Origin of the sequence: Streptomyces sp. NPDC048507, assembly GCF_043199995.1 — a bacterium.
In the GTDB taxonomy this organism is placed as follows: Bacteria; Actinomycetota; Actinomycetes; order Streptomycetales; family Streptomycetaceae; genus Streptomyces.
Genome location: NZ_JBICWZ010000013.1, coordinates 16,121 through 39,076, shown reverse-complemented (window position 1 = coordinate 39,076; position 22,956 = coordinate 16,121). Strand labels below are relative to the sequence as shown.

The 22,956-nt window shown below is 74.4% G+C and carries 18 protein-coding genes; 8 read left to right on the top strand and 10 right to left on the bottom strand.

Features of this window, described 5'->3' with window-relative positions; translation table 11 throughout:
* Window positions 1-30: 30 nt before the first annotated feature.
* The 4 genes from ddaH to ACGFXC_RS28795 form a co-directional block, all read right to left on the bottom strand.
* Window positions 31-876, bottom strand: coding sequence for a dimethylargininase (gene ddaH / locus ACGFXC_RS28810; RefSeq protein WP_393717574.1), 846 nt, complete (start codon window positions 874-876; stop codon window positions 31-33).
* A gap of 398 nt (window positions 877-1,274) precedes the next feature.
* Window positions 1,275-1,874: an RNA 2',3'-cyclic phosphodiesterase gene (gene thpR / locus ACGFXC_RS28805; RefSeq protein WP_393717572.1), complete on the bottom strand. Its 600-nt coding sequence runs from the start codon at window positions 1,872-1,874 to the stop codon at window positions 1,275-1,277.
* 47 nt (window positions 1,875-1,921) lie between these two features.
* The gene (locus ACGFXC_RS28800) at window positions 1,922-3,268 is read right to left on the bottom strand and encodes an MFS transporter (protein WP_393717569.1); all 1,347 of its coding nucleotides are present in this window, start codon (window positions 3,266-3,268) and stop codon (window positions 1,922-1,924) included.
* Window positions 3,269-3,294: 26 nt separating this feature from the next.
* Window positions 3,295-3,732, bottom strand: coding sequence for a MarR family winged helix-turn-helix transcriptional regulator (locus tag ACGFXC_RS28795; protein ID WP_266574971.1), 438 nt, complete (start codon window positions 3,730-3,732; stop codon window positions 3,295-3,297).
* A 119-nt stretch (window positions 3,733-3,851) separates the two neighbouring features.
* Between ACGFXC_RS28795 and ACGFXC_RS28790 the strand changes: the two genes are divergently transcribed.
* Entirely contained in the window at window positions 3,852-4,034 is a 183-nt protein-coding gene (locus ACGFXC_RS28790; protein WP_393717567.1) for a ribbon-helix-helix protein, CopG family, read from the top strand.
* Between the two features lie 54 nt (window positions 4,035-4,088).
* On the opposite strand, the gene ACGFXC_RS28785 is transcribed toward ACGFXC_RS28790, so the two are convergent.
* Complete coding sequence (locus tag ACGFXC_RS28785; RefSeq protein ID WP_393717565.1) at window positions 4,089-5,519, bottom strand: NCS2 family permease; 1,431 nt, start codon at window positions 5,517-5,519, stop codon at window positions 4,089-4,091.
* Window positions 5,520-5,656: 137 nt separating this feature from the next.
* Here ACGFXC_RS28785 and ACGFXC_RS28780 point away from each other — a divergent pair, with 137 nt between their 5' ends.
* Together ACGFXC_RS28780 and ACGFXC_RS28775 are read left to right on the top strand one after the other, a co-directional pair.
* Window positions 5,657-5,944 (top strand): DUF2530 domain-containing protein, encoded by a 288-nt coding sequence (locus ACGFXC_RS28780; protein ID WP_393717563.1) that lies wholly within the window; start codon window positions 5,657-5,659, stop codon window positions 5,942-5,944.
* A gap of 94 nt (window positions 5,945-6,038) precedes the next feature.
* The gene (locus ACGFXC_RS28775) at window positions 6,039-8,498 is read left to right on the top strand and encodes an HAD-IC family P-type ATPase (protein ID WP_393717561.1); all 2,460 of its coding nucleotides are present in this window, start codon (window positions 6,039-6,041) and stop codon (window positions 8,496-8,498) included.
* A 19-nt stretch (window positions 8,499-8,517) separates the two neighbouring features.
* Here the strand turns inward: ACGFXC_RS28775 and ACGFXC_RS28770 are convergent, their stop codons facing one another.
* From ACGFXC_RS28770 to serC, 4 genes are all read right to left on the bottom strand, one after another.
* Window positions 8,518-11,643, bottom strand: coding sequence for a sacsin N-terminal ATP-binding-like domain-containing protein (locus ACGFXC_RS28770; protein WP_393717559.1), 3,126 nt, complete (start codon window positions 11,641-11,643; stop codon window positions 8,518-8,520).
* Window positions 11,644-11,720: 77 nt separating this feature from the next.
* On the bottom strand, window positions 11,721-12,344 hold the full coding sequence (locus tag ACGFXC_RS28765) for a class F sortase (RefSeq protein ID WP_393717557.1): 624 nt from the start codon (window positions 12,342-12,344) through the stop codon (window positions 11,721-11,723).
* On the bottom strand, window positions 12,337-13,212 hold the full coding sequence (locus tag ACGFXC_RS28760; protein WP_393717555.1) for a hypothetical protein: 876 nt from the start codon (window positions 13,210-13,212) through the stop codon (window positions 12,337-12,339). Before ACGFXC_RS28760 ends, ACGFXC_RS28765 begins: the two co-directional genes overlap by 8 nt.
* A 279-nt stretch (window positions 13,213-13,491) precedes the next feature.
* Window positions 13,492-14,610, bottom strand: coding sequence for a phosphoserine transaminase (gene serC / locus ACGFXC_RS28755; protein WP_393717553.1), 1,119 nt, complete (start codon window positions 14,608-14,610; stop codon window positions 13,492-13,494).
* Window positions 14,611-14,695: 85 nt separating this feature from the next.
* On the opposite strand from serC, the gene ACGFXC_RS28750 reads away from it, so the two are divergent.
* The 5 genes from ACGFXC_RS28750 (at window position 14,696) to ACGFXC_RS28730 (ending at window position 21,185) form a co-directional block, all read left to right on the top strand.
* A complete protein-coding gene (locus tag ACGFXC_RS28750; RefSeq protein ID WP_393717552.1) occupies window positions 14,696-17,524 on the top strand; it encodes an FAD-binding and (Fe-S)-binding domain-containing protein in 2,829 nt (942 codons plus the stop codon).
* Between the two features lie 47 nt (window positions 17,525-17,571).
* Window positions 17,572-18,537 carry a DMT family transporter gene (locus ACGFXC_RS28745; protein ID WP_393717550.1) on the top strand — a complete coding sequence of 322 codons (966 nt, stop codon included), beginning with the start codon at window positions 17,572-17,574 and terminating at the stop codon, window positions 18,535-18,537.
* Window positions 18,538-18,787: 250 nt separating this feature from the next.
* Window positions 18,788-19,297 (top strand): hypothetical protein, encoded by a 510-nt coding sequence (locus tag ACGFXC_RS28740; RefSeq protein ID WP_393717549.1) that lies wholly within the window; start codon window positions 18,788-18,790, stop codon window positions 19,295-19,297.
* 127 nt (window positions 19,298-19,424) lie between these two features.
* Window positions 19,425-20,408: a GlxA family transcriptional regulator gene (locus ACGFXC_RS28735; RefSeq protein ID WP_393717548.1), complete on the top strand. Its 984-nt coding sequence runs from the start codon at window positions 19,425-19,427 to the stop codon at window positions 20,406-20,408.
* A 189-nt stretch (window positions 20,409-20,597) separates the two neighbouring features.
* Window positions 20,598-21,185, top strand: coding sequence for an isochorismatase family protein (locus tag ACGFXC_RS28730; RefSeq protein WP_393717546.1), 588 nt, complete (start codon window positions 20,598-20,600; stop codon window positions 21,183-21,185).
* Between the two features lie 12 nt (window positions 21,186-21,197).
* Here the strand turns inward: ACGFXC_RS28730 and ACGFXC_RS28725 are convergent, their stop codons facing one another.
* The gene (locus tag ACGFXC_RS28725) at window positions 21,198-22,811 is read right to left on the bottom strand and encodes an alpha/beta fold hydrolase (RefSeq protein ID WP_393717544.1); all 1,614 of its coding nucleotides are present in this window, start codon (window positions 22,809-22,811) and stop codon (window positions 21,198-21,200) included.
* Window positions 22,812-22,956 lie beyond the last annotated feature (145 nt).

Here is a 22,956-nt window from a genome sequence, read left to right as displayed (position 1 = left end):
TTCCTTTCGGGAAACTTCGTGGGCGGTGACTCAGCGCTCGCGCAGCTCCAGGGTGCAGCACTTCACGCTGCCGCCGGCCTTGAGGAGCTCGGAGAGGTCGACCCCGACGGGCTCGAAGCCGCGCGCGCTGAGCTGGGCCTTCAGGCCGGTGGCCGCGTCCGGCAGCAGCACGTGGCGGCCGTCGGAGAAGGCGTTCAGCCCGAAGACCGCCGCGTCCTCGGCGGTGGCGAGGATCGCGTGGGGGAACATCGTGCGGAGCACGGACCGGCTGCCCTCGGAGAAGGCGGCCGGGTAGTACATGACCTCGTCGTCGGAGAGCACGGCCAGGGCCGTGTCCAGGTGGTAGTACTCCGGGTCGACGAGGGTCAGGCTCGTCACTGGCAGGCCGAAGAACTCCTGGGCCTCGGCGTGCGAGCGCGGGTCGGTGCGGAAGCCGGTGCCGGCGAGCAGCCGGCGGCCGACGGTCAGGATGTCGCCCTCGCCCTCGTTGATGAACTCGGGCCACAGCACCTCGTGGCCCCGGCGCTCGAACCAGTCGAGGTAGGCCGGGCCCTCCGCGGTGCGCTGCGCGTGCCGGAAGCGGGCGCCGTAGACCTTGCCGTCGACCACGGTGGCGCCGTTGGCGGCGAACACCATGTCGGGGAGGCCGCGGACCGGTTCGATCTCCTCCACGAGGTGGCCGAGGCCGAGGTAGGTGTCCCGCAGCCGCTCCCACTGCCGTACGGCGAGGGCGGGGTCGGTGCTGCGGTCCGGGTGCATCCAGGGGTTGATCGAGTACGTGACGTCGTAGTGCTGGGGACGGCACATCAGCAGCCTTCGCCGGGTGGCCGCGCGGGCGGGGGCCGGGAGGGTGGCGGCGGGCTCGGTGAACGGCACGGGGACTCCTTCGAGGGGTGGCCGGAGGGACTCCGGGTCGTCCGCGGGGTGGCGCGGGGCGACCGGTGGTGCGGTGCGTCAGCGGGCGGAGGCGGGCGGTACTCGGCGTGAGCATGCCGGGATCGCCTCTACTGGTTCTGTTTCACCGGAATCCGGATTCGGCCCCCCGAAGACCGGGCCACGCCCCGGTGAACCGTGCCGGAACGCTCCGCCGGCCCCCCCGGCCGCCGCCGGACGTGCGACCGCGCCCGGCCCCCGGGCGGGGGTCCGGGCGCGGTCGGCGCGCGGGGCGTACGGGCGTGCGGGGGCCGGCGGAGCCGTACGGGCTCCGGTCCGGCGGGGGTGGGGGCGTACGGACCCTGGCGGGCTCGTGCCGGGCCGGCCGGGGGCGGCGGGGGTCAGCCCGTGAGGGGCCAGGCCGCGGCGACCTCGTAGCGGGGCTGCTCCCCGGGGACGCCGCTGGTGGGCAGGTTGCTGCGGACCAGGCTCAGGGTGTCGGCCCGCCAGGGCGTGCCCTCGAAGCCGGCCAGCGCGTCGACGTACGCTCCCAGGCCGCTGCCGCTGCCGCTGCCGCTGCCGCTGCCGCTGCCGTCGCCGCTGCCGTCGCCGTGGCCGCGGGCGAGGGTGAGGTGCGGGGTGTAGCGGCGGTGCTGCTCCATCGGTACGCCGGCCCGGCGGGCGGCGGCGTCGGCCCGCTCGGCGAGCAGGCGCAGGGAGTCCAGGGCGCCGGCCACCCCGGCCCACAGGACGTGCTCGCCGAAGTGGCCCGCGCCGTGCAGGCGCAGCGCGAACGGGGCGGTACGGGAGGCCGCGCGGCCGAGGCGGGCGTGCAGGTCGGGGAGCAGCGGTTCGGCGACCTCGCCCATGAAGGCGAGGGTGACGTGCCACCCCGGCTCGGCGGTCCAGCGCAGCCCCGTGCCCCGGTCCACGATGGCGAGGGCCTCCCGCAGTTCCCGGGCGGCTCCGGCGGGGGGCAGTACGGCGGCGAACAGCCTCATGCCCCCCAACCTATCCCCGCCCGGGATCCCGCGGGCCCGGACCGGCGCTACGCGGCCGGCACCAGCTCCTCGCGGCGGGCGGACGGCACGAAGGTGACGCCGTGCCGGTTCACGCGCAGGCGCAGGTTGCCGACGCGCGAGAGCACCACGGCGACGCCGAGCGCGGCGGCCAGGGAGATCAGGCCGCCGGAGGCCATGCCGACCCGGGCGCCGTAGGTGTCGGTGATCCAGCCCACGAGCGGCGCCCCGACGGGGGTGCCGCCGGTGAAGACCATCATGAACAGGGCCATGACCCGGCCCCGCATCTCGGGGTCGGTGGCCAGCTGGACGCTGGAGTTGGCCACGACGTTGACGGTCAGGCCGAACATGCCGACGGGCACCAGCAGCGCCGCGAACAGCCAGAAGCCCGGCGCGTACGCGGTCACCAGCAGCAGGCCGCCGAACAGCGCGGCGGCCGCGACGAGCAGCCGCAGCCGGGCCCGGCCCCGCCGGGCGGCGAGCAGCGCCCCCGCCAGGGATCCGGCCGCGATCAGGGTGTTGAAGAGCCCGTACGTGCCCGCGTCCCCGTGGAAGACCTCGCTGACGTACGCGGACAGCCAGATCGGGAAGTTGAAGCCGAAGGTGCCGATGAAGCCGACCAGCACGATCGGCCAGATCAGTTCGGGCCGGCCCGCGACGTAGCGCAGGCCCTCGCGCAGCTGTCCCTTGGCGCGCGGCTGCGGCGCCACCGGGTGCAGTTCGGCGGTCCGCATCATCAGCAGCGCGGCGATGGGCGCGGCGAAGGAGAGCCCGTTGAGCAGGAACGCCCAGCCGGAGCCGACGGCGGTGATCAGCACACCGGCGATGGCCGGGCCGACCAGCCGCGCGGACTGGAAGTTGGCGGAGTTCAGGCTGACCGCGTTGGCGACCTGCGCCGGGCCGACCATCTCGGGGACGAAGGTCTGGCGCGCCGGGTTGTCCACGACGGTGACCAGGCCGAGGACGAAGGCGGCGAGGTAGACGTGCCAGACCTGGACGTGTCCGGCCAGGGTGAGGACGGCGAGCGCGACGCCGGTCAGGCCCATGGCGCCCTGCGTGGCGAGCAGCAGCGGCCGCTTGGGCAGCCGGTCGGCGAGGACGCCTCCGTAGAGGCCGAACAGCATCATCGGCAGGAACTGCAGCGCGATGGTGATGCCGACGGCGGAAGCGGAGCCGGTCAGCGACAGGACCAGCCAGTCCTGTGCGATGCGCTGCATCCAGGTGCCCGTGTTGGAGACGGCCTGGCCGGTCGCGAAGAGCCGGTAGTTGCGGATCCGCAGGGAGGAGAACATCGAGTTCTTCCGGCCCGCGGGTGCCGCGGCAGAGGGGGTGGATGTGTGGCCGGGTGCGGAGTCTGCTCCGGTTCCCGTACTCAAAAGCGTTCGCCTCCTGGGCGTCGTTCCTACAGGTGCGCGAGCTTCTCCAGGACGGGAGCGGCCTCGCGGAGCTTGGCCCATTCGTCCTCGGTGAGCTCGGCCGCGAGCCCTGCCAGGAAGGCGTTGCGCTTGCGACGGCTCTCTTCGAGCATCGCTTCGGCCTCCTCGGTCTGGCTGACCACCTTCTGGCGGCGGTCGTCGGGGTGCGGCTCCAGCCTGACCAGTCCCTTGGCCTCCAGCAGGGCGACGATGCGGGTCATCGACGGGGGCTGGACGTGCTCGCGCCGGGCCAGCTCACCGGGGGTGGCCTGGCCGCAGCGGGCGAGCGTGCCGAGCACCGACATCTCGGTCGGGCTCAGCGATTCGTCGACGCGCTGGTGCTTCAGGCGCCGGCCCAGCCGCATGACGGCGGAGCGGAGGTCGTTCACGGCGGCAGCATCGTCGCCATGGGAGAGGTCATGCATGTACTTAGAATAACTCATTACTCTACCTAAAGAACACCGGGTATCCCCCGTCACTCGTACGGGTGAGTCGGCAGCGGAAAGTGACACGCGTCCGCACCGTCTGCCCCGACCCTTTCGCCATGGGGACACATGTGCTGAGCATGCGCATAGACGGGGAGCTGCTGGAGCGGCTCCGCCTCCATGCCGCCAAACGCGGAATGAGCGTCCAGGACTATGTCGTCCGGACGCTCATTCGCGATGACTTCGACGAGCGGTTCAAGACCGCGGTCGACGAGACGGAGAAGTTCTACGGCCTCACCTGACGGGAGGGCCGTGCAGGGGCCGGAGCCGACCGGAGCCGACCGGACCCGGCGGTCCTACGTGAGGCCGAGGGCCGGCATCGCGTAGTAGAAGACGAACACCGCCGAGACCACGTACATGGCGGCCGGGACCTCGCGGCCCCGTCCGGTCGCCAGGCGCAGCACGCAGAAGCTGATGAAGCCGATGCCGATGCCGTTGGTGATCGAGTAGGTGAAGGGCATCATCACCATGGCCAGGAAGGCCGGGACGGCGATGGTGAAGTCGCTCCAGTCGATGTCCCGCACCGAGCCGGCCAGGATCAGGAAGCCGACCGCGACCAGGGCGGGGGTGGCCGCCTGCGAGGGCACCATCGTGGCCAGCGGGGTCAGGAACAGCGCGACGGTGAACAGGCCGCCGGTGACGAGGTTCGCGAAGCCGGTGCGCGCGCCCTCGCCGACGCCCGCCGTGGACTCCACGAAGCAGGTGGTCGCGGAGGACGAGGTGGCGCCGCCCGCGGCGACGGCCAGGCCGTCGACCAGCAGGACCTTGTTGATGCCGGGGAACTCGCCGGTCTCCTTGTCGATCAGCTTCGCCTCGTCGCCGACGCCGAGGATGGTGCCCATCGCGTCGAAGAAGCAGGACAGCAGCACGGTGAAGACGAACAGCACACCGGTCAGCACGCCGACCTTGCCGAAGCCGCCGAACAGGCTGACCTGGCCGACGAGCCCGAAGTCGGGCGCCGCCACCGGGTTGCCGGGCCACTGCGGCACGGTCAGGCCCCAGGCGAGGTCGGGCAGGTCGGTGATCAGCTGCACGGCGACCGCGATCACGGTCATGGCCACGATGGAGATCAGGATCGCGCCGGGCGTCTTGCGGATCAGCAGCGCCAGCGTGAGCAGCACGCCGACCACGAAGATCAGGACCGGCCAGCCGAGCAGGTGCCCGGTGCCGCCGAGCTGGAGCGGGACGGTGGTGTGCGCGGCGTCCGGGATGCGCGAGACGAAGCCGGAGTCGACCAGGCCGATCAGCATGATGAACAGGCCGATGCCGATCGCGATGCCCTTGCGCAGCCCCAGCGGGACGGCGTTCATGACCCGCTCGCGCAGGCCGGTGGCGACCAGCAGCATCACCACGAAGCCCGCCAGGACGACCATGCCCATGGCGTCGGGCCAGCTCATCCGCGGGGCGAGCTGGAGGGCGACGACGGTGTTGACGCCGAGGCCCGCCGCCAGCGCGATCGGCACGTTGCCGATGACGCCCATCAGGAGCGTGGTGAAGGCGGCCGTCAGGACGGTGGCGGTGACGAGCTGGCCGCCGTCGAGCTGGTGACCGTACATGTCCTTCGCGCTGCCGAGGATGATCGGGTTCAGCACGATGATGTAGGCCATCGCGAAGAACGTCGCGAAGCCGCCGCGGACCTCGCGGGCGACGGTCGAACCGCGCTCCGAGATCTTGAAGTAGCGGTCGAGACTGCTGGTGGGGGCCGCGGCGGGTGCCGAGGTGCTCATGCGGTCCTCAAACGGGTCGATTGGTGGTTCATACGAACGAATCCGGCCGTAGGCAAACCGTTTCAGTATGAACACATGAACGGCGGCCGGTCCATCTCCGCGCGTAGACCCCGAAACGCGCCGCCTAGACTGGTGCCATGGCGAAGTGGATTGCTCAGCACGAGGCGCCCGAACCCCTTGAGGGTCCGGTGGTCGCCACCGTCACCGGTGGCACGATCCTCTGGTTCGCCCTGTTCGTGGTCCAGCTGCCCTTCTACGGCTGGTTCGCCGACCGTGACCTGCTGTGGTGGCCCTGGACCTGCGCGGCCGGCGGCGCCCTCGGCCTGATCGGCATCTGGTACGTCCGCGGCCGCGACGCCGCGCTCAAGCGCCACGCCGCGGAGCGCGCGGCCGCGTCCCCCGCGGCGCCCGACTCCGAGCGCTAGGCACCCGACCAGGGGACGATTCCGCTCATCCTGAAGTCGGATCTTCCGGCCTCTCGGCGGGTGAAGCGTCCCGCCGCCCTTTACCGTCGAAACCATGACGCAGCGGGCGAGGATCGACCACGACGGGCCGGAGCGCTCCGGCGCCGGCCCCGCCATCGACGCGGGGGCCGAGCTGGATCCCGTACACCCGGTGAAGCCCCCCGCCCCCCGGTTCAAACCGGGCGGCCTCAGCACCGTCGAGGTCGCCGAACGGGTCGCCCGCGGCGACGTCAACGACGTCCCCGTCCGCTCCTCGCGCTCCACCGCCGAGATCGTCCGCGCGAACGTCTTCACCCGCTTCAACGCCATCATCGGCGTGCTGTGGGTGATCATGCTCTTCGTCGCGCCCATCCAGGACAGCCTCTTCGGCTTCGTGATCATCGCGAACACCGGCATCGGCATCATCCAGGAAATGCGCGCCAAGAAGACCCTGGACGGTCTCGCCGTCATCGGCGAGGCCAAACCCAGCGTCCGCCGCGACGGCGCCACCGCCGAGATCTCCACCTCCGAGATCGTCCTCGGCGACGTCATCGAACTCGGCCCCGGCGACAAGGTCGTCGTCGACGGGACCGTCGGCGAGGCCGACGGACTGGAGATCGACGAGTCCCTGCTCACCGGCGAGGCCGATCCCGTCCTCAAGAAGCCCGGCGACCCGGTCATGTCCGGCTCCTTCGTCGTCGCCGGGGGCGGCGCCTTCACCGCCACCAAGGTCGGCCGCGAGGCCTATGCCGCCCAGCTGGCCGAAGAGGCCTCCCGCTTCACGCTCGTCCAGTCCGAGCTGCGCTCCGGCATCTCCACCATCCTCAAGTACGTCACCTGGATGATGGTCCCGACCTCGATCGGCCTGATCATCAGCCAGCTCGTCGTCAAGGACAACAACCTCAAGGACGCCATCGCCCGCACCGTCGGCGGCATCGTCCCGATGATCCCCGAGGGCCTCGTCCTGCTGACCTCCGTGGCCTTCGCCATCGGCGTCATCCGCCTCGGCCGCCAGCAGTGCCTGGTCCAGGAACTGCCCGCCATCGAGGGCCTCGCCCGCGTCGACGTCGTCTGCCTCGACAAGACCGGCACCCTCACCGAGGGCGGCATGGACGTCACCGAGCTGCGCCCCCTCGGCGGCGCCGACCCGGCCTACGTCCAGAAGGTGCTCGGCGCCCTCGGCGAGTCCGACCCCCGGCCCAACGCCAGCCTCCAGGCCATCATCGACGCCTACCCCGACAGCGCCGAGTGGCGCTGCACCGAGTCCCTGCCCTTCTCCTCCGCCCGCAAGTACAGCGGCGCCAGCTTCAGCGAGGGCGACGGCGAGAACAACACCTGGCTGCTCGGCGCCCCCGACGTGCTGCTGCCCGCCGGGGACCCGGCGCTGGAGGAGATCGACGGCCTCAACGAACAGGGCCTGCGGGTCCTCCTGCTGGCCCGCGCGGCCCGCGAGCTCGACGACGCGGCCGTGGCCGGCGGCGCCCGGCCCACCGCCCTCGTCGTCCTCGAACAGCGGCTGCGCCCCGACGCCGCCGACACCCTGCGCTACTTCGAGGACCAGGACGTCAAGGCCAAGGTCATCTCGGGGGACAACGCGGTCTCGGTGGGCGCGGTGGCCGGCAAGCTCGGCCTCCCCGGAGCCGAGAACACCGTCGACGCCCGCAAGCTGCCCGCGGAGCGGGCCGAGATGGCCGCCGTCCTCGACGAGAACGCCGTCTTCGGCCGCGTCACCCCGCAGCAGAAGCGGGACATGGTCGCCGCCCTCCAGTCCAAGGGCCACACCGTCGCCATGACCGGCGACGGCGTCAACGACGTGCTCGCCCTCAAGGACGCCGACATCGGCGTCTCGATGGGCTCCGGTTCGGAGGCCACCCGCGCCGTCGCGCAGATCGTCCTCCTCAACAACAGCTTCTCCACCCTGCCCTCGGTGGTCGCCGAGGGCCGCCGCGTCATCGGCAACATCACCCGCGTCGCCACCCTCTTCCTGACGAAGACGGTCTACTCGGTCCTGCTGGCCGTGCTGGTCGTCTGCTCCCAGGTCGAGTACCCGTTCCTGCCCCGCCACCTGACCCTGCTGTCGACGCTCACCATCGGCATCCCGGCGTTCTTCCTGGCGCTGGCGCCGAACAAGGAGCGCGCGAAGCCGCACTTCGTGAAGCGCGTCATGCGCTACGCGATCCCCGGCGGGGTCATCGCGGCCGTCGCCACCTTCGTGACGTACGTGCTCGCCCGCGCCCACTACTCCGGCCCGGACGCCCTCCAGGCGGAGACCAGCGCGGCGACGCTGACGCTGTTCCTCACCTCGATGTGGGTCCTGGCGATCATCGCCCGCCCGTACACCTGGTGGCGGGTCGCCCTGGTCGGGGCGATGGGCGGGGCCTTCCTGATCGTCCTCGTGGTGCCCTGGCTGCAGGAGTTCTTCCAGCTGAAGCTGGAGGGCGTCACGATGCCCTGGATCGCGGTGGCCATCGCGGCGGCCGCGGCCGCCGCGATCGAGTTCGCCTTCCGCTGGGTCACCCGCAGGTTCCCCGCCTGAGGCACCCGTACGGGGCCGGTCAGTCGAACCAGCGGTCGCGGGCGAGTTCCGGGGTGCGGGAGGGGTCTTCGAGGAGGGCGGCGACCTCGAAGCGGCGGGGCCACTGGCCCGCCGACCAGGCGAGGCCCGCCGCGACGCCCTCCAGGGTGGCGGCGTGCAGGGTGCCGTCGGGGGTGCGGCGCCAGTCGAGTTCGGTGCCGCCCGCGACCAGTTCCTCGTGCTCCAGGTACGTGTGCGGGGTGGCCGGGCCCAGCAGGGCGCGGACCGGCGCCGGGACCTCGTGCTCCTCGCCCGGGGTGCTCACCTCCGCCGCGACGGTGTCCGAGAGGCGGCGCACCTGGAGGAGGTCGGCCAGGTCGGCCGCCCGGGACGGGGTGACCGGCAGGAGGGGCAGTCCGGCGGTCAGGGGGAGCAGGTCGGGGGCGTCGGCGATGAGGGCGTCGGCCGCGTCCACCACGAGCACCTCCCCGTCCAGCACCGCGCGCAGCTCGTCGGGGAGGGTGACCTGCTCGGGGTCCAGATCGGCCAGGGCCCCGTACAGGCCGTGCAGCTGGTGGCCGGTGACCTCGCGGTCCGGGTCGGCGAGCCGGGCCAGGAGCTCGGCCGCGCCGCCGGGTTCGTCGAGGAGGGCGGCCACGGAGGTGCGTACGCCGAGGGCCCGCAGGACCTGCTCGTCCTCGAAGCCGGTGGCGTCGGCCGGGGTGTAGAGCCCCTCCAGCAGCGGGTCGCCGCCCGCGGCGCGCAGTCCGGCGGGGCGGCGGCCGTCGAGCACGGGGTGGTCGCGCAGCCACCAGGCGGTGTACGGGCGCACGGAGCGGGTGGTGCCGTCCGGGAGCAGGATCCGCACCGGCTGGGTGAGGGCGTCGCGCAGCGGCGGCTGGGCGAGCATGGCGAGGGCCTCGGGCCAGCGGTCGTCGTCGACGAGGTCCAGGTCGCGCACGGCGATCAGTTCGGTGGCCACGGGCGGCACCGGGGTGTCGGGCAGCTGGTCGCGCAGGTCCTCGCACCAGACGTCGACGGCGTCCAGCAGTCCGGCGTCGTCGGGCTCGGCGAAGTCCCCGTCGCGGGGCTCCAGTTCGTCGGGGTCGAGGACCAGGTCGGTGGCGCGGACCAGCTGGAAGGCGGTCAGCACCCCGCAGGCGGCCAGGACGCCGGCGTCCCAGCGTTCGGCGAGCGCGGGGTCCAGGTACGGGATCTCGTCCTCGCGCAGCACCGAGGCCAGCGGGCTCCCGGCGAGCAGGAGTTCCCCGGCCGGGGTCGGTTCGCCGTCCTCGTCGGGCAGGGCCAGCGCGCCCAGCCAGGGTTCGTCGCCGGGGGACAGCCGCGCGTCGCGGACCAGGGCCAGTACGGTCTCGGCCAGCTCCTGCGGGTCCACGGTGTCCGCGTCCTCGTCCCAGATGTCCCCGGCGTCCAGCGAAGCGGCGACGGCCGCGCGGACCTGGGGGGTCGTCAGGACGGCCCGGGGCGTGGCCGGGAGGGCGCCGAGCTTCTCCAGCAGCGGGTGCGCGGCGTCGGGGTGGGCCACTTTGAGGCCCAGGCGGGCCAGGTTGACCGGGGTGTCGGCGTAGGGGAGCAGGACGTGGCGGGGTCCGATGGTGGTGCGGCCGTCGGCGAGCGGTACGGGCAGCCCGGACAGCCGGTCGGGGTCCACCCCGGCCAGGGTGTCGTACAGGCGGTGCCACCACTCGGGGGTCCGCTCGATGCCGGCGATCCGCTCGATGGCGTCGCCGAGCGGCAGCCGGCCCACCCCGAGGGTGCGCAGCTCGGGACGCCGTTCCAGTCCGGCGGGCAGCAGGGTCGGCAGCACTTCGGCCAGGACCCGTACGGTCTCGGCGCCCGCGCCCTCCACCACCTCGGCCTCGAAGGGGCGCAGCGCGGCCCGTTCCTCGGGGGTCTCGGGGTGCGCGGCGGGGGCGAGGAAGGCGGTGCGGGGGAGCCGGGTCAGGACGGCGGCGCGCAGGGCGCCGTCGAGTTCGCCCTGGCCGAGCGGGCCGGGGACGAGGTCCACGAGGGCGGTGCTCACCGGGTCCCAGGCGCCCAGGAGTTCGGCGTACGCGTCCGCGGCGCGCTCGATGAGGAAGTCGGTGAGCGGGCCGGGTGCGGGGTGGCGGCGGGTGGTGTCGAGCGGCAGCGAGGCGATGAGCAGGGCGGGCAGGCCCAGCGGCTCGTCGGTGGGGGTCGGGGCGTGGAAGACGGCCGCGGTGCGGGGGCGTTCGGGCGCGCCGTCGGTGTCGACGGGGACGGCCCAGGTCACGGACCAGGTGGGGCGCAGCCGTTCCTCGACGGGCCGGTCGGCGAGCAGTTCCCGTGCGACGGGGCCGTGGTGGCGGGTGGTGCGCCAGCGGTGGGTGCCGTGCGCGGAGTCCTCGATGACGGTGTACGGGCCCTCGGTGCGCCGGTAGAGGGTGCGGGGGCCGTCGGCGGGGCTCTCCACGACGATCTCGCGCAGTCCGGGCAGGGTCAGGAGCAGGGCGTCGTCGACGCCGGACAGCAGTCGCTGGACCAGGTCCTCGGCGGCGCTGTCGCGCAGCGGGAGGACGACGACCGTGTCGTAGCCCTCGGGGGCGGTGCCCTCGGCGGGCAGCGGCAGGCGCAGCAGCGGGACGTGTCCGTCGCGGCGGCGCAGTTCGTCGCCGAGGCCGGGGCTGAACGCGGAGGCCTCGCGGGCCATTTCGCGGGCTTCGGCGAGGGACCAGCGGACGCCGCCGTGGCGGCCGAGCACCGCCGGTTCGTCGCAGACGGCGAGGACGGCCGCGAAGCCGACGCCGAAGCGGCCGACGGAGTCCCGGGCTTCCTCGCGCTTGGCGGAGGCGCGCAGGGTGCTGAGCGATTCCACGCCCGTCGCGTCCAGCGGGGCGCCGGTGTTGGCGGCGGCGAGCACCGCCGGGCCGTCCGGGCCGGCGGGGTGCAGGGTGAGCCGCAGCCGGCCGGGGACGCGGGCGCGGGCCGCGGCGTCGGCGGCGTTCTGGGCCAGCTCGACGACGAGCCGGTCCCGGTAGCCGCCGAGCGCCAGGTCCTCCTCGGCGTTGGCGTCCTCGCGGAAGCGGGCCGGGCCGGCGCCCCAGGCGTCGAGCACCGAGCGCCGCAGCCGGGCCGTGCTGAAAGGGTCCACGCCGCTCTGGGCCGCCGTCACTCGCACGTTCACGCCGCTGCCTCCAAGATGTGCTGGGCCTTGATCTTCTGCCCCGGACGGTCTGAAGGTATCGCGTGGCGGGAGGGCCCCTATGCCGCGCCCGTCAGGTGGGCGAACACGACGACGTTGGAGTCCCAGTGCCGGTCGGCGGTGAGGCCGCCGCCGCAGGTGATCAGCCGGAGTTCGGCCCGGCCGTGGGTGTCGCCGTAGACCTTGTCGGTGGGGAAGGCGTCCTTCTTGAAGGTGTCGACCGCGTCGACGGCGAAGACGGCGGTGCTGCCGTCGGTGCGGTGGACCTCGATCTTCGCGTCCTTCTTCAGCTCCTTGAGGTTGAAGAAGACGGCCTCCGGGGCCTGGGGGGTGTCCATGTGGCCGACGATCGCGGCCGCGCCGGGCTCGCCGGGGGTGGGGCCGTCCTTGTACCAGGAGGCGTCGTCGGGCTTGGCGAAGTCCGGTTCCCGCATGACGCCCTGCGCGTCGACGCCGACGGTGTCGAGGGGAGCGTCGACGTGGACGGCGGGGATGGTGACGCGGTCCGGCACGGACGGGGCGAGGGCGGCGGCGGCCGTCGTGGCGCCGGACGTGCCGGTGGCGGCGGTGGCGCCGGAGGAGCAGCCGGAGACGAGGACCACGGCGAGGGCCGAGACCCCCGCCAGGGCGGCCGCACGGCGGGTGCGGCCGCTCCGGCGGGCGGCAGGGGCGCACTCAGCCACGGAAGGCCTCGGCGGACGCGGCGGTGGCGGTGACCGGGGTGGCGGCGGGGGCCTGGCCGGTGTTCACGGAGCCCTTGGGCACCTTGTGGTCGGCCGGGCGCAGCGGCTTGACGCTCGGGTCGACGTGCGGCTTCACGGGGGCGGCTTCGGCCTCGGTGGAGAACTTCACGGTGTCGAACTTCTTGCCGCCCGCGAAGGCGTCGACCCCGTAGTAGCCGCTCTGCACGTCGCCCGCGACGGTCGCGGTGCCGGTGAAGGTGCCCTTGCCGTCGCCCTTGAGGTTGACGCGGACGCCGGCGAAGGCGCGGGAGGAGACGTACGCGTCCTTCTCGGAGGTCTTGACGGTGACGACGACCTTGTCGCCGGGGCGACCGAAGTCCTTGGAGAGCTGGACGGTGGACGGCGCCGGGGTGGGCTTCGGGGAGGTGCCCGCCCGCACGTTCAGCTGGGCGGTGGCCTGGATCTTGGCGCCGTCCGGGCCGGTCCCGGTGAGGGAGACGCCGTAGCCGCCGTCCTGGACGCGGGCGACGGTGCCGGTACCGCTCCAGCCGCCCTTGTCCTCGGTGAGCTTGACCCCGTCCAGGGCGGCCGAGGACACGCTGAACTTCGACCCGGCGGGCGCGGAGACGCGGATGCTTATCGCGTCGCCGGGCTTGACGGGGGAGGACGGCACCGTGAGCCGTACGTCGGCCGCCGCGTGCGAGCCGGAACCGGAACCGGAGCCGGTGCCGGAGCCGGTGCTCGCCGACGGGCTCGCCGACGGGCCGGCCGAGGGGGTCGCGGCGGCGAAAGCGGGTGCGGCGGCGGTGGCGCCGAGGGCTATCGTCGAAGCCAGGGCGACGCCCGCGATGGTGAGTGCCTTGCGCATGGGTTTCCTCCTGAACGGGCCGGGGGTTTTTCCCGGCACACCAGACATGAGGGACATCCTGGGCGCTTTGGTTGCACCCGGCTTCCGGGCCCCGCGGGCCCCCTGCCGAAGGTCCCGGAGGGGGAAAGCGCAGGCCGCGCGGTATGCGAGGAGCGCCCGTTTGCGGACTCTTTGCCCCGATTTTTGGGACCAAGGTCCCGGCCCCGGGCCCCCGCAAACGCACGGGCCCCCGGCGACCAGGGGTCGCCGGGGGCCCGGTGGAAGGCTGGTGCGCTCGGGTCAGAGCTGCTCGATGACGTAGTCGATGCACGCGGTCAGCGCCTGCACGTCCGCCGGGTCGATCGCCGGGAACATGGCGACGCGCAGCTGGTTGCGGCCGAGCTTGCGGTAGGGCTCGGTGTCCACGATGCCGTTGGCGCGCAGCACCTTGGCGACCGCGGCCGCGTCGATGTCGTCCGAGAAGTCGATCGTGCCGATGACGGCCGAGCGCTTGTCGGCGTCCTGCACGAACGGGCTCGCGTACTTCGAGGCCTCGGCCCAGCCGTACAGGTTGCGCGCGCTGGCCGCCGTACGCCCGGTGGTGAACTCCAGGCCGCCCTGGGCGTTCATCCACCGCAGCTGCTGGTCCAGCAGGAACAGCGTGGACAGCGCGGGGGTGTTGTACGTCTGGTTCTTCAGCGAGTTGTCGATCGCCGTCGGCAGCGAGAAGAACTCGGGGATGTGCCGCCCGGACGCGTGGACGCGCGCCGCGCGCTCCAGGGCCGCCGGGGAGAACGCCGCCAGCCACAGGCCGCCGTCGGAGGCGAAGGACTTCTGCGGGGCGAAGTAGTAGACGTCGGTCTCGGTGATGTCCACCGGCAGTCCGCCGGCGCCCGAGGTCGCGTCCACCAGGACGAGGGAACCGGCATCGGCGCCCGCGACGCGCTTGACCGGCGCCGCCACACCCGTCGAGGTCTCGTTGTGCGTGTACGCGTACACGTCCACGCCCGCCTCGGCGGCCGGCTCGGGGTGCGTGCCCGGCTCGGAGGAGATCACCGACGGTGCGTCCAGCCACGGCGCGAGCTTGGCGGCCTTGGCGAACTTCGAGGAGAACTCGCCGAAGGTGAGGTGCTGCGACTTCTGCTCGATGAGCCCGTGCGTCGCGATGTCCCAGAAGGCGGTGGAGCCGCCGTTGCCCAGGATCACCTCGTAGCCCTCGGGGAGGGAGAAGAGGTCCCGGAGTCCCTGCCGCACCGAGCCGACCAGGTTCTTGACCGGAGCCTGGCGGTGCGATGTTCCGAGCAGGGAGGTACCGGTGGCGGCGAGGGCGTCCAGCGCCTCGGTCCGCACCTTGGAGGGGCCCGCGCCGAAGCGTCCGTCGGCGGGCTTGATGTCAGCGGGAATCTGGATCTCGGCCACGAGCGGAGCGTATCGGGTCCGCCGCCGCCGCTCCGAGGCGCGTCCACCCGGTGAGACGCGTTCCGGCGGTGGCAGGCTGGACCCCGTGACGTCACCCGGGGAGCTGGAACGGACATTGCGGGCGAACGTGCGCGGGGAGGTGGACTTCGGGGCCGCCGCGCGGGCGTTGGTGACCATGGACGCCTCCAACTACCGGCGCGTGCCCCTCGGTGTCGTCGCCCCGCGCGACGCCGACGACGTGGCCGCCGCCCTCGCGCTCTGCGCGGCGGCCGGGGTGCCCGTCGTCCCGCGCGGCGGCGGCACCTCCATCGCCGGACAGGCCACCGGCACCGGCGTGGTCCTCGACCTCACCCGGCACATGAACGCCCTCCTGTCGGTGGACCCCGTCGCCCGCACCGCCGTCGTCCAGCCCGGGCTGGTCCTGGACCGGCTGCTGGAGGCCGTGCGCCCCCACGGGCTCACCTTCGGCCCGGACCCCTCCACCCACTCCCGCTGCACCCTCGGCGGGATGATCGGCAACAACGCGTGCGGGGCCCACTCGGTGGCCCGGGGCACCACCGCCGACAACGTCGCGGAGCTCGCCGTCACCGCGTACGGGGGCGCCGCGCACCGCATCGGCAGCGGCTGGAGCGGCGCCCCGGCGGGCCTGCGGGAGCTCGTCGAGGGCAACCTCGCCGTCCTGCGCACCGGGATGGCCGGCGGCTTCTCCCGCCGGATCTCCGGCTACGGCGGCCTCGACGCGCTGCTGCCCGAGCGGGGCACCGGCCTGGCCCGCGCGTTCTGCGGGAGCGAGGGCACCCTCGGCGTGGTCACCGAGGCCGTCGTGCGGCTCGTCGGGCTCCCGGCCGCGCCCGCCCTCGCCGTCCTCGGGTACGCCGACGAGAGCGCGGCCGCCGAGGCCGCCGCCGGGCTGCTGGCGTACGGGCCGCTCACCGTCGAGGGGATGGCCGAGGACCTGGTCCGCGGCGCCGCCGGACTCCCCCGGGGCGGGGCCTGGCTGTTCGTGGAGATGCCGGACGAGGGGGCCGCCCGCGCCCTGGTCCGGGCCGCCGACGCCCTCGACGCGACGGTGGTCGCCGACCCGGCCGGGCAGCGCGCCCTGTGGCGGATCCGGGAGGACGCGGCGGGCACGGCGACCCGGATGCCCGACGGCACCATGGCCTGGCCCGGCTGGGAGGACTGCGCGGTACCGCCCGCGCGGCTCGGCGCGTACCTGCGGGAGTTCCGCGCCCTGCTGGCGCGGCACGGACTGCGCGGGTCCCCGTACGGGCACTTCGGGGAGGGCTGCGTCCACGTCCGGATCGACTTCGACCTGGTGACGGCGCCGGGCGTGGCCCGCTTCCGGGCGTTCTCCGAGGAGCTCGCCGACCTCGTCGTGGCCCACGGCGGCTCCCTGTCGGGGGAGCACGGCGACGGCCAGGCGCGGGCGGAACTCCTGCCCCGGATGTACGGGCCCGAGGTCATCGCCCTGTTCGCCGCGTACAAGGACCTCTGGGACCCGGCGGGCGGGATGAACCCCGGCACGCTGGTCCGCCCGGCCCGCCTCGACGAGAACCTCCGCTTCGCCGTGCTCCCGGCGACGCCGCTCGCGGGGGAGGTGGCGCGCTGCGTCGGCGTCGCCAAGTGCCGCTCCACCGGGACCGGCGGGGCGGGGGTGATGTGCCCCTCGTACCGGGCCACGGGCGAGGAACGCCACTCCCCGCGCGGCCGGGCCAGGCTGCTGCACGAGATGCTCGCCGGGGAGGTCCTCACCGACGGGTGGCGCTCGCAGGAGGTCGCCGAGGCCCTCGACCTGTGCCTGGGCTGCAAGGGCTGCCGCAGCGACTGCCCGGTGGGCGTCGACGTCGCCGCGTACAAGGCGGAGTTCCTGCACCGCCACTGGGCCGGGCGCGTGCGCCCCGCCTCCCACTACCTCCTCGGCGGCCTCCCGGCCTGGCTGCGCCTGATCACCGCGCTGCGCGCGACGCGCCCCGCCAACGCGGCCGCGGGCCGCCTCCCGCTGCCGGGCCTGACGCGGGAGCGGCCCCTGCCCGCGCTGGCGGCCACCCCGTTCACCCGGTGGTGGCGGCGCGCGCACGGGGGGAGCCCCGGCGCGGCGGCGGCGCCGGACCCGGGCGGCGGCGGAGCCGGTGCCGGTGCCGGGCCAGGTTCCGGTTCCGGTTCCGGTTCCGGGCCCCGGGTGACCCTGTGGCCCGACACCTTCACCGAGTACCTGGCCCCCGGGGCGGGACGGGCGGCGGTGCGCGTGCTGGAGGCGGCCGGGCTCACCGTCGGGCTGCCCGGCGGGCGGGTGTGCTGCGGCCTGACGTACGTCTCCACCGGCCGCCTGGACCGGGCCCGGAGCGTCCTGCGGCGCACCCTGGACGCCGTGGGCGAGGTACGCGGACCCGTGCTGGTCCTGGAACCCAGCTGCGCGGCCGCCCTGCGCGCCGACCTGCCCGCCCTGCTCCCCGACGACCCCCGCGCCCACCGGCTGGCCGCCGCCGTGCGCACCTTCGCGGAGACCCTGGAGGAGTGCGCGCCGCACTGGGCCCCGCCCCGCCTGGACCGGCCCGTCGCCGGCCAGACCCACTGCCACCAGCACGCCGTCCTCGGCGACGCCGCCGACCGCCGGCTGCGCGAGCGCGCCGGGCTCACCGGGGAGCTCAGCGGCGGCTGCTGCGGCCTCGCGGGCAACTTCGGCTTCGAACCCGGCCACCACGCCGTCTCCGTGGCGTGCGCCGAGGAACGGCTGCTCCCGTCGCTGCGGGCCGCCGGTCCGGACACCGAGGTCCTCGCCGACGGGTTCTCCTGCCGCACCCAGATCGCGCAGCTGTCCGACGGGCGGCGCGCCCGCCACCTGGCGGAGCTGCTGGCGGAGGGACTGGCGGCGGGGCCCGCGGAGGACCGGCCGGGCGGGGCGTGCGGGATGTAAGGCAAAACACGGATGGTCGGTCCTTACGTACCCCTTAGGCTGGATTCATGCCCGCACCCTCCCCGTCCCCGTCCCCGGACACCACCGCCGCACCGGCCGCCGTCTCCGCCGCCGCCCCCGCCCCCACCGCGGCGGCCTCGGCCCGGACCCGTTTCGGTCCGGTCGCGCTCGTGGTCTCCGCCGGGGTCTCGGTGCAGTTCGGCGCCGCCCTCGCGGTCACCCTGATGCCCCGGGCGGGCGCCGCGGGCGTGGTCACCCTGCGCCTGGCCGCGGCCGCGCTGGTGCTGCTGGTCCTGTGCCGGCCCAAGGTGCGCGGCTACAGCCGCTCCGACTGGGGCACGGTCGTCGCGTTCGGCGTGGCCATGGCGGGCATGAACGGCCTCTTCTACCAGTCCATCGACCGCATCCCGCTCGGCCCGGCCGTGACCCTGGAGGTCCTCGGCCCGCTCGCCCTGTCGGTGATCGTCTCGCGCCGGCTGGTGAACCTGCTCTGGGCGGGCCTCGCCCTGGCCGGCGTGGTCCTGCTCTCCGGGCACGGCGGCGGCGGCTTCGGCTTCGGCTCCCTGGACCCGGCGGGCGCGGCCTTCGCGGTCGGAGCGGGCGCGATGTGGGCGGCGTACATCGTCTTCAGCGCCCGGACCGGACGCCGCTTCCCGCAGGCGGACGGCCTGGCGCTGGCCATGGCGGTGGCGGCCGTGATCTCGCTGCCGCTGGGCGCGGTCCAGGCGGGTTCCGACCTGCTCGTGCCGAGCACCCTCGCCCTGGGCCTCGGCGTCGCGGTGCTGTCCTCCGTGCTGCCGTACACCCTGGAACTGCTCGCCCTGCGCCGGCTGCCCGCGCCGACCTTCGCGATCCTGATGAGCCTGGAGCCGGCCATCGCGGCGAGCGCCGGGTTCCTGGTGCTGCACCAGGCGATGTCCCTGTTCGACGCCGTCGCCATCGCCCTCGTGATCGCGGCCAGCATGGGCGCGGTCCGCTCCCAGATCGGCGGGGGCGGCGACCTGCGCCAGTGACCGGCCCCGGCCCGCCGGGGACGTCTTCGAGGTGCCCGTTCAGGGAGGCGGGGAGAGGATGGGAGGAGTTCCTGGAACGCCCCGGACCCGCCGCCCCGCGCGGCCCCGGGGATCGGGACCGCGCGGCACACCACGCCCGCGGGAATGCCGGACCGCCCGACGCGGCGTCCGCGGTCCCCCTGTCCGGTTCTCCATCACCGCACAGTGAGGAAGAGCAATGAACCGGCGCTTCCGTACAGCCGCTCCCCTGTTGGCGACGTCCCTCGTGCTCGGTCCGGCCGCGTTCCTGACGGCCGGCTCCGCCGAGGCGGCCGTCCCCACCACGACGTGCACCGTGACGAAATCGCTCACCGAGGGGCAGTTCGACGTCTCCGGCAAGGGGCTCACGCCCGGCGCCAAGGTGATCATCCGGGGTGGCGGGAACCAGATCTCGAAGACGGCCGACGCCAACGGGTCGGTCTCCGTCAAGAGCGTCTTCCCGAACAACAGCAAGGTGACCCTGATCGTCGGCAAGAAGAGCAACCCGAAGGAGACGGTGTCGTGCGGCACCGCCCAGCAGGCCCAGCAGAAGGACGCGCAGGACCAGTTGAAGAAGGGCTTCGCCGCCGGCTTCGCCGCGACGAGGACGGCCTGCACCGAGAAGGCGCCGCCGCAGGGCGTCGCACCGCTCGACCCGAACTTCGAGAAGGGCTTCAAGCAGGGCGTCGACGCGGCCATCAACTCCAAGTTCTGCCAGGACAAGATCCAGAACGACCAGTGAGCACCTGATCGCCGCCGGGCCGCACGGCGCCGGCGCCGGGGCCGCGTCCGCGCGGCCCCGGCGCCGTGTCCGGATGTGACAGAGAGCCGTCATTGCGGCCATCGGGCCGCGCCGCGACCATGGACGCATGCCCACTCACCACCGCGTCGTGATCGCGGTCTTCCCCGACGTCGACCTGCTCGACGTCACCGGCCCGGCCGAGGTCTTCGCCCTGGCCAACCGGGAGACCGCGGGCCGGGCGGGCTACGAGGTCCGCCTCGCGGCCCCCGGCCCGGGCCCGGTCGTCACGGCGGCCGGGGTGCGGCTGCTGGCGGACCTGACCTTCGCGGAGGTGGGGGCCGCCGTGGACACCCTGCTGGTTCCCGGCGCGGTCGAGCCCGGCCCGGACGGGCCGGTGGCCCGGGTCGACGCCACCGTCGTGGAGTGGGTGCGGGCCACCGCGCCGCACGCCCGGCGGATCGCGTCGGTGTGCGTGGGGGCGCACCTGCTCGCGGCCGCCGGGCTGCTCGACGGCCGCCGGGCGACCACCCACTGGTCGACGGCCGCGCAGCTCGCGGCCGACCACCCGGAGGTACGGGTCGACGCCGATCCGATCTTCGTCCGGTCCGGCCGGGTGTGGACCGGGGCGGGCATCAGCACCTGCATGGACCTGGCCCTGGCCCTGGTGGCCGAGGACCACGGAGAGGAGCTCGCGCTCGCCGTGGCGCGGCAGTTGGTGATGTACCTCAGGCGGCAGGGCGGCCAGAGCCAGTTCAGCGTGCCGCTGAGCCGCCCGGCCGCCGCCCGCCGGGACATCGACGAGCTGCGCGTGTACGTCACCGAGCACCTCGACGCCGATCTGTCGGCAGCGGCGCTGGCCGGGCGGATGTGCCTGAGCGAGCGCCACTTCGCCCGGGTCTTCCGGCAGGAGACCGGCACCAGCCCGGCCGGGTACGTGGAGGCCGCCCGGGTCGAGGCGGCCCGCAGGCTGCTGGAGACCACCGACGAGCCGCTGGAGCGGATCGCGGCGGCCACCGGGCTGGGCTCGGTGGAGACCCTGCACCGCGCGTTCCGCAAGCAGCTCGGCACCACCCCGGCGACCTACCGCCGCCGCTTCCGCACCGCCTCCTGACCCGGCCCGCCGGCCCGCCCGGACGACCCGGCCCGCCCGGCCCCGGCGCCCCGGAGCTCCGGCCCCGGCGCCCCGGCGCCCCTTCGCTTCCCGACCCGGTACGCGGGCCGCACCCGCGGCTCCGCCGTGCCCCGTTCCCGCTCCACCCACCGCCTTCCCGCCGCATCCGTCCACCGAAAGGACCCTTCCGTGACCGCCTCCAAGACCCTGCGCGACGTCATCGGCCTCGACAACACGCTGCCCCGCCTCGCCGACACCACCCTGGTCCTGATCGACTTCCAGAACACCTACCGCAGCGGCGTCATGGCCCTCGACGGCGCCGAGGAGGCCCTGGCCGCCGGGGCCCGGCTGCTCGCCGCCGCCCGTGCGGCCGGCATCCCGGTCGTCCACGTCGCGGACGCCGGTTACGACCTCACCTCCGAGCTCGGCGCCATCAGCCCCGAGGTCGCGCCCGCCGAGGGCGAGCCCGTCGTCGTCAAGCAGGTCCCCAACGCCTTCCACGGCACCGGCCTGGAGAAGACGCTGCGCGACCTGGGGGCCGGAACCGACCTGGTGCTGGCCGGGTTCATGACCCACATGTGCGTCCAGTTCACCGCGCAGGGCGCCTTCAACCTCGGCTTCCGGCCCACGGTCGTCGCCGAGGCCACCGCCACCCGGTCGCTGGCCGCGCCGGACGGCACCCTCGTGCCCGCCGCCACCCTCCAGACCGCGAGCCTGACCACCATCGCCGACGTCTTCGGCCCGGTGGCGGCCACGGTCGGCGACCTCGCGCCCTGATCTGTACGGGGGTCAGTCCAGGGGCAGGTCGAGGTACGAGGGGGTGGGCTCGGGGGAGGTGAACGCGAGGGTGGCGCGGGGGAGGTTGGCGTCACCGTAGAAGGGGTCCCGTCCGGACACCACCAGCATCAGGCGGTGGCCGGGCGGGACGTCGTAGGCGGTGGCCTGGAGGTCGAGGCCGGCGCCGACCAGGCTGTCGGGGGCGGAGCCGAGGTCGCTGTACGGGGCGTGCGAGACGAGCCGCGCCGAGCCGTCGGGCGCCAGGTCCAGCAGGTACGCGACGAACGAGGAGCCCGGGTTCGCGGCCCGGTAGGTGACGCGGAGCCGGGGGGTGCCGCGCAGCCGGGTGGTCTCGCGGGCGGGCGCGGCGGTCCAGACGGCGGCCACCGTACGGTCGAGGGCGCCGGCCGGGTAGGACTTCGGCCGGCCCGAAAGCTCCGCGTACCCGGAGCGCACGTGCTCGTCCGCGACCACCACCGGGGTGTCCACCCCGCACACCACCCCGGCCGTCCAGCCGGCCTCGGGCGCCTCGGCCAGCTCCCCGGAGCCGTTCAGGTGCAGGCGGCGGACCCGCCGGGTGAGGGCGTGCCAGGTGGGGCGGGGTTCCAGGGTGCGGCTCCACATGACCTCGCCGAGGATCTGGCCCTCGTCGGCGATGCCGTTGCCGGCGTCCCCGAGGTGGTGGTCGAACCAGCGGTGGGCGTCGGTCCAGATCCGGTTCGGCAGGCCGGCCAGGCCCGGGGCCTCGGCGGCCCCGTGGTCGCCGATGGAGAGGTCGAGCCTTTTGGGGCCGGTGAGTTCGCCGAACAGCTCCAGGGTCTGGTTGACCGGGAAGAGCGTGTCGTGCCAGGCGTGGGAGAGGAACACCGGCACCCGGCGCCGGTTGAGCTCCTTGACGTGGGCGGTGGGCGAGCGCTGCTCCGCCCACCGCAGGCCCTCCCCGGCGTCCCGCCCGGCGGGCACGTCCGCGAGCACCCGCTCGGTGCGCGGGCTCAGCCGGGCCCGGGCCGCGGCCGCGTGCAGGGCCCGGACGGCGGAGGCGCGCGGGGTGTCGTTCTCGTGGAACACCTCTGCGAGGTCGCCCCAGCCGCCGAGCGCCGCCACCGCGTCCACCCGGGGGTCGTGCGCGGCGACGAGCAGGGCGATGCCCGCGCCGAAGGACTGGCCGAGGAAGCCGATCCGGGTGACGGGACCGGCCGTGCGCTCCAGCAGGTGGTCCAGGGCCCGGCCGCCGTCGGCGACGTCGAGCGGTCCGGCGGCGTCCGCCTGTCCCTCGGAGGCGGCGAACCCGCGGGCGGTGTAGGCGAGGACGTCGTAGCCGCGGGCGGCGAGGACGCTCGCCTGGACGGCGTACAGCACCCAGCCCAGCGGCGTCCACGACGCGGGCATGACCACGGCCGCGCGGGGCGCGGAGCCGGTGTGCCGCCAGAGCGCGGCGTCGAGCAGGTCCCCGCCCGTACCGGCCACCTTGCCGCGGCTGAAGACCGCGGCCTCCCGGACGGCCTCCACCTCCGCGGCGCGGGCGGGCGGCAGCCCGGCGGTGTCGCCGCTCTCCAGGGCGGCGGCGAACACCGCGAGGGCGGTCGCGTCGAGTTCGGGATGGAGCGAGAGCGCTGCTGGATACACGGCGTTTCATCCTCGTCGTCGGGTGTCGTCGATGCCGGCGGTCGTCGATCGGTGCGGACGGACGGGTGCGGATGGGGATGTGGCTGTGCCGGCGCGTGGGGGCGGGCGGGTGGCGGAGCCCCAGTATCGGCGCGCCCCCGCCCGG

Bases quoted from the DNA above. Each gene is read 5' to 3' on its own strand.
- thpR (WP_393717572.1), bottom strand. From the start codon at position 1,874: ATGAGGCTGTTCGCCGCCGTACTGCCCCCCGCCGGAGCCGCCCGGGAA.
- ACGFXC_RS28795 (WP_266574971.1), bottom strand. From the start codon at position 3,732: ATGCATGACCTCTCCCATGGCGACGATGCTGCCGCCGTGAACGACCTC.
- ACGFXC_RS28790 (WP_393717567.1), top strand. From the start codon at position 3,852: ATGGGGACACATGTGCTGAGCATGCGCATAGACGGGGAGCTGCTGGAG.
- ACGFXC_RS28785 (WP_393717565.1), bottom strand. From the start codon at position 5,519: ATGAGCACCTCGGCACCCGCCGCGGCCCCCACCAGCAGTCTCGACCGC.
- ACGFXC_RS28780 (WP_393717563.1), top strand. From the start codon at position 5,657: ATGGCGAAGTGGATTGCTCAGCACGAGGCGCCCGAACCCCTTGAGGGT.
- ACGFXC_RS28775 (WP_393717561.1), top strand. From the start codon at position 6,039: ATGACGCAGCGGGCGAGGATCGACCACGACGGGCCGGAGCGCTCCGGC.
- ACGFXC_RS28760 (WP_393717555.1), bottom strand. From the start codon at position 13,212: ATGCGCAAGGCACTCACCATCGCGGGCGTCGCCCTGGCTTCGACGATA.
- ACGFXC_RS28745 (WP_393717550.1), top strand. From the start codon at position 17,572: ATGCCCGCACCCTCCCCGTCCCCGTCCCCGGACACCACCGCCGCACCG.
- ACGFXC_RS28735 (WP_393717548.1), top strand. From the start codon at position 19,425: ATGCCCACTCACCACCGCGTCGTGATCGCGGTCTTCCCCGACGTCGAC.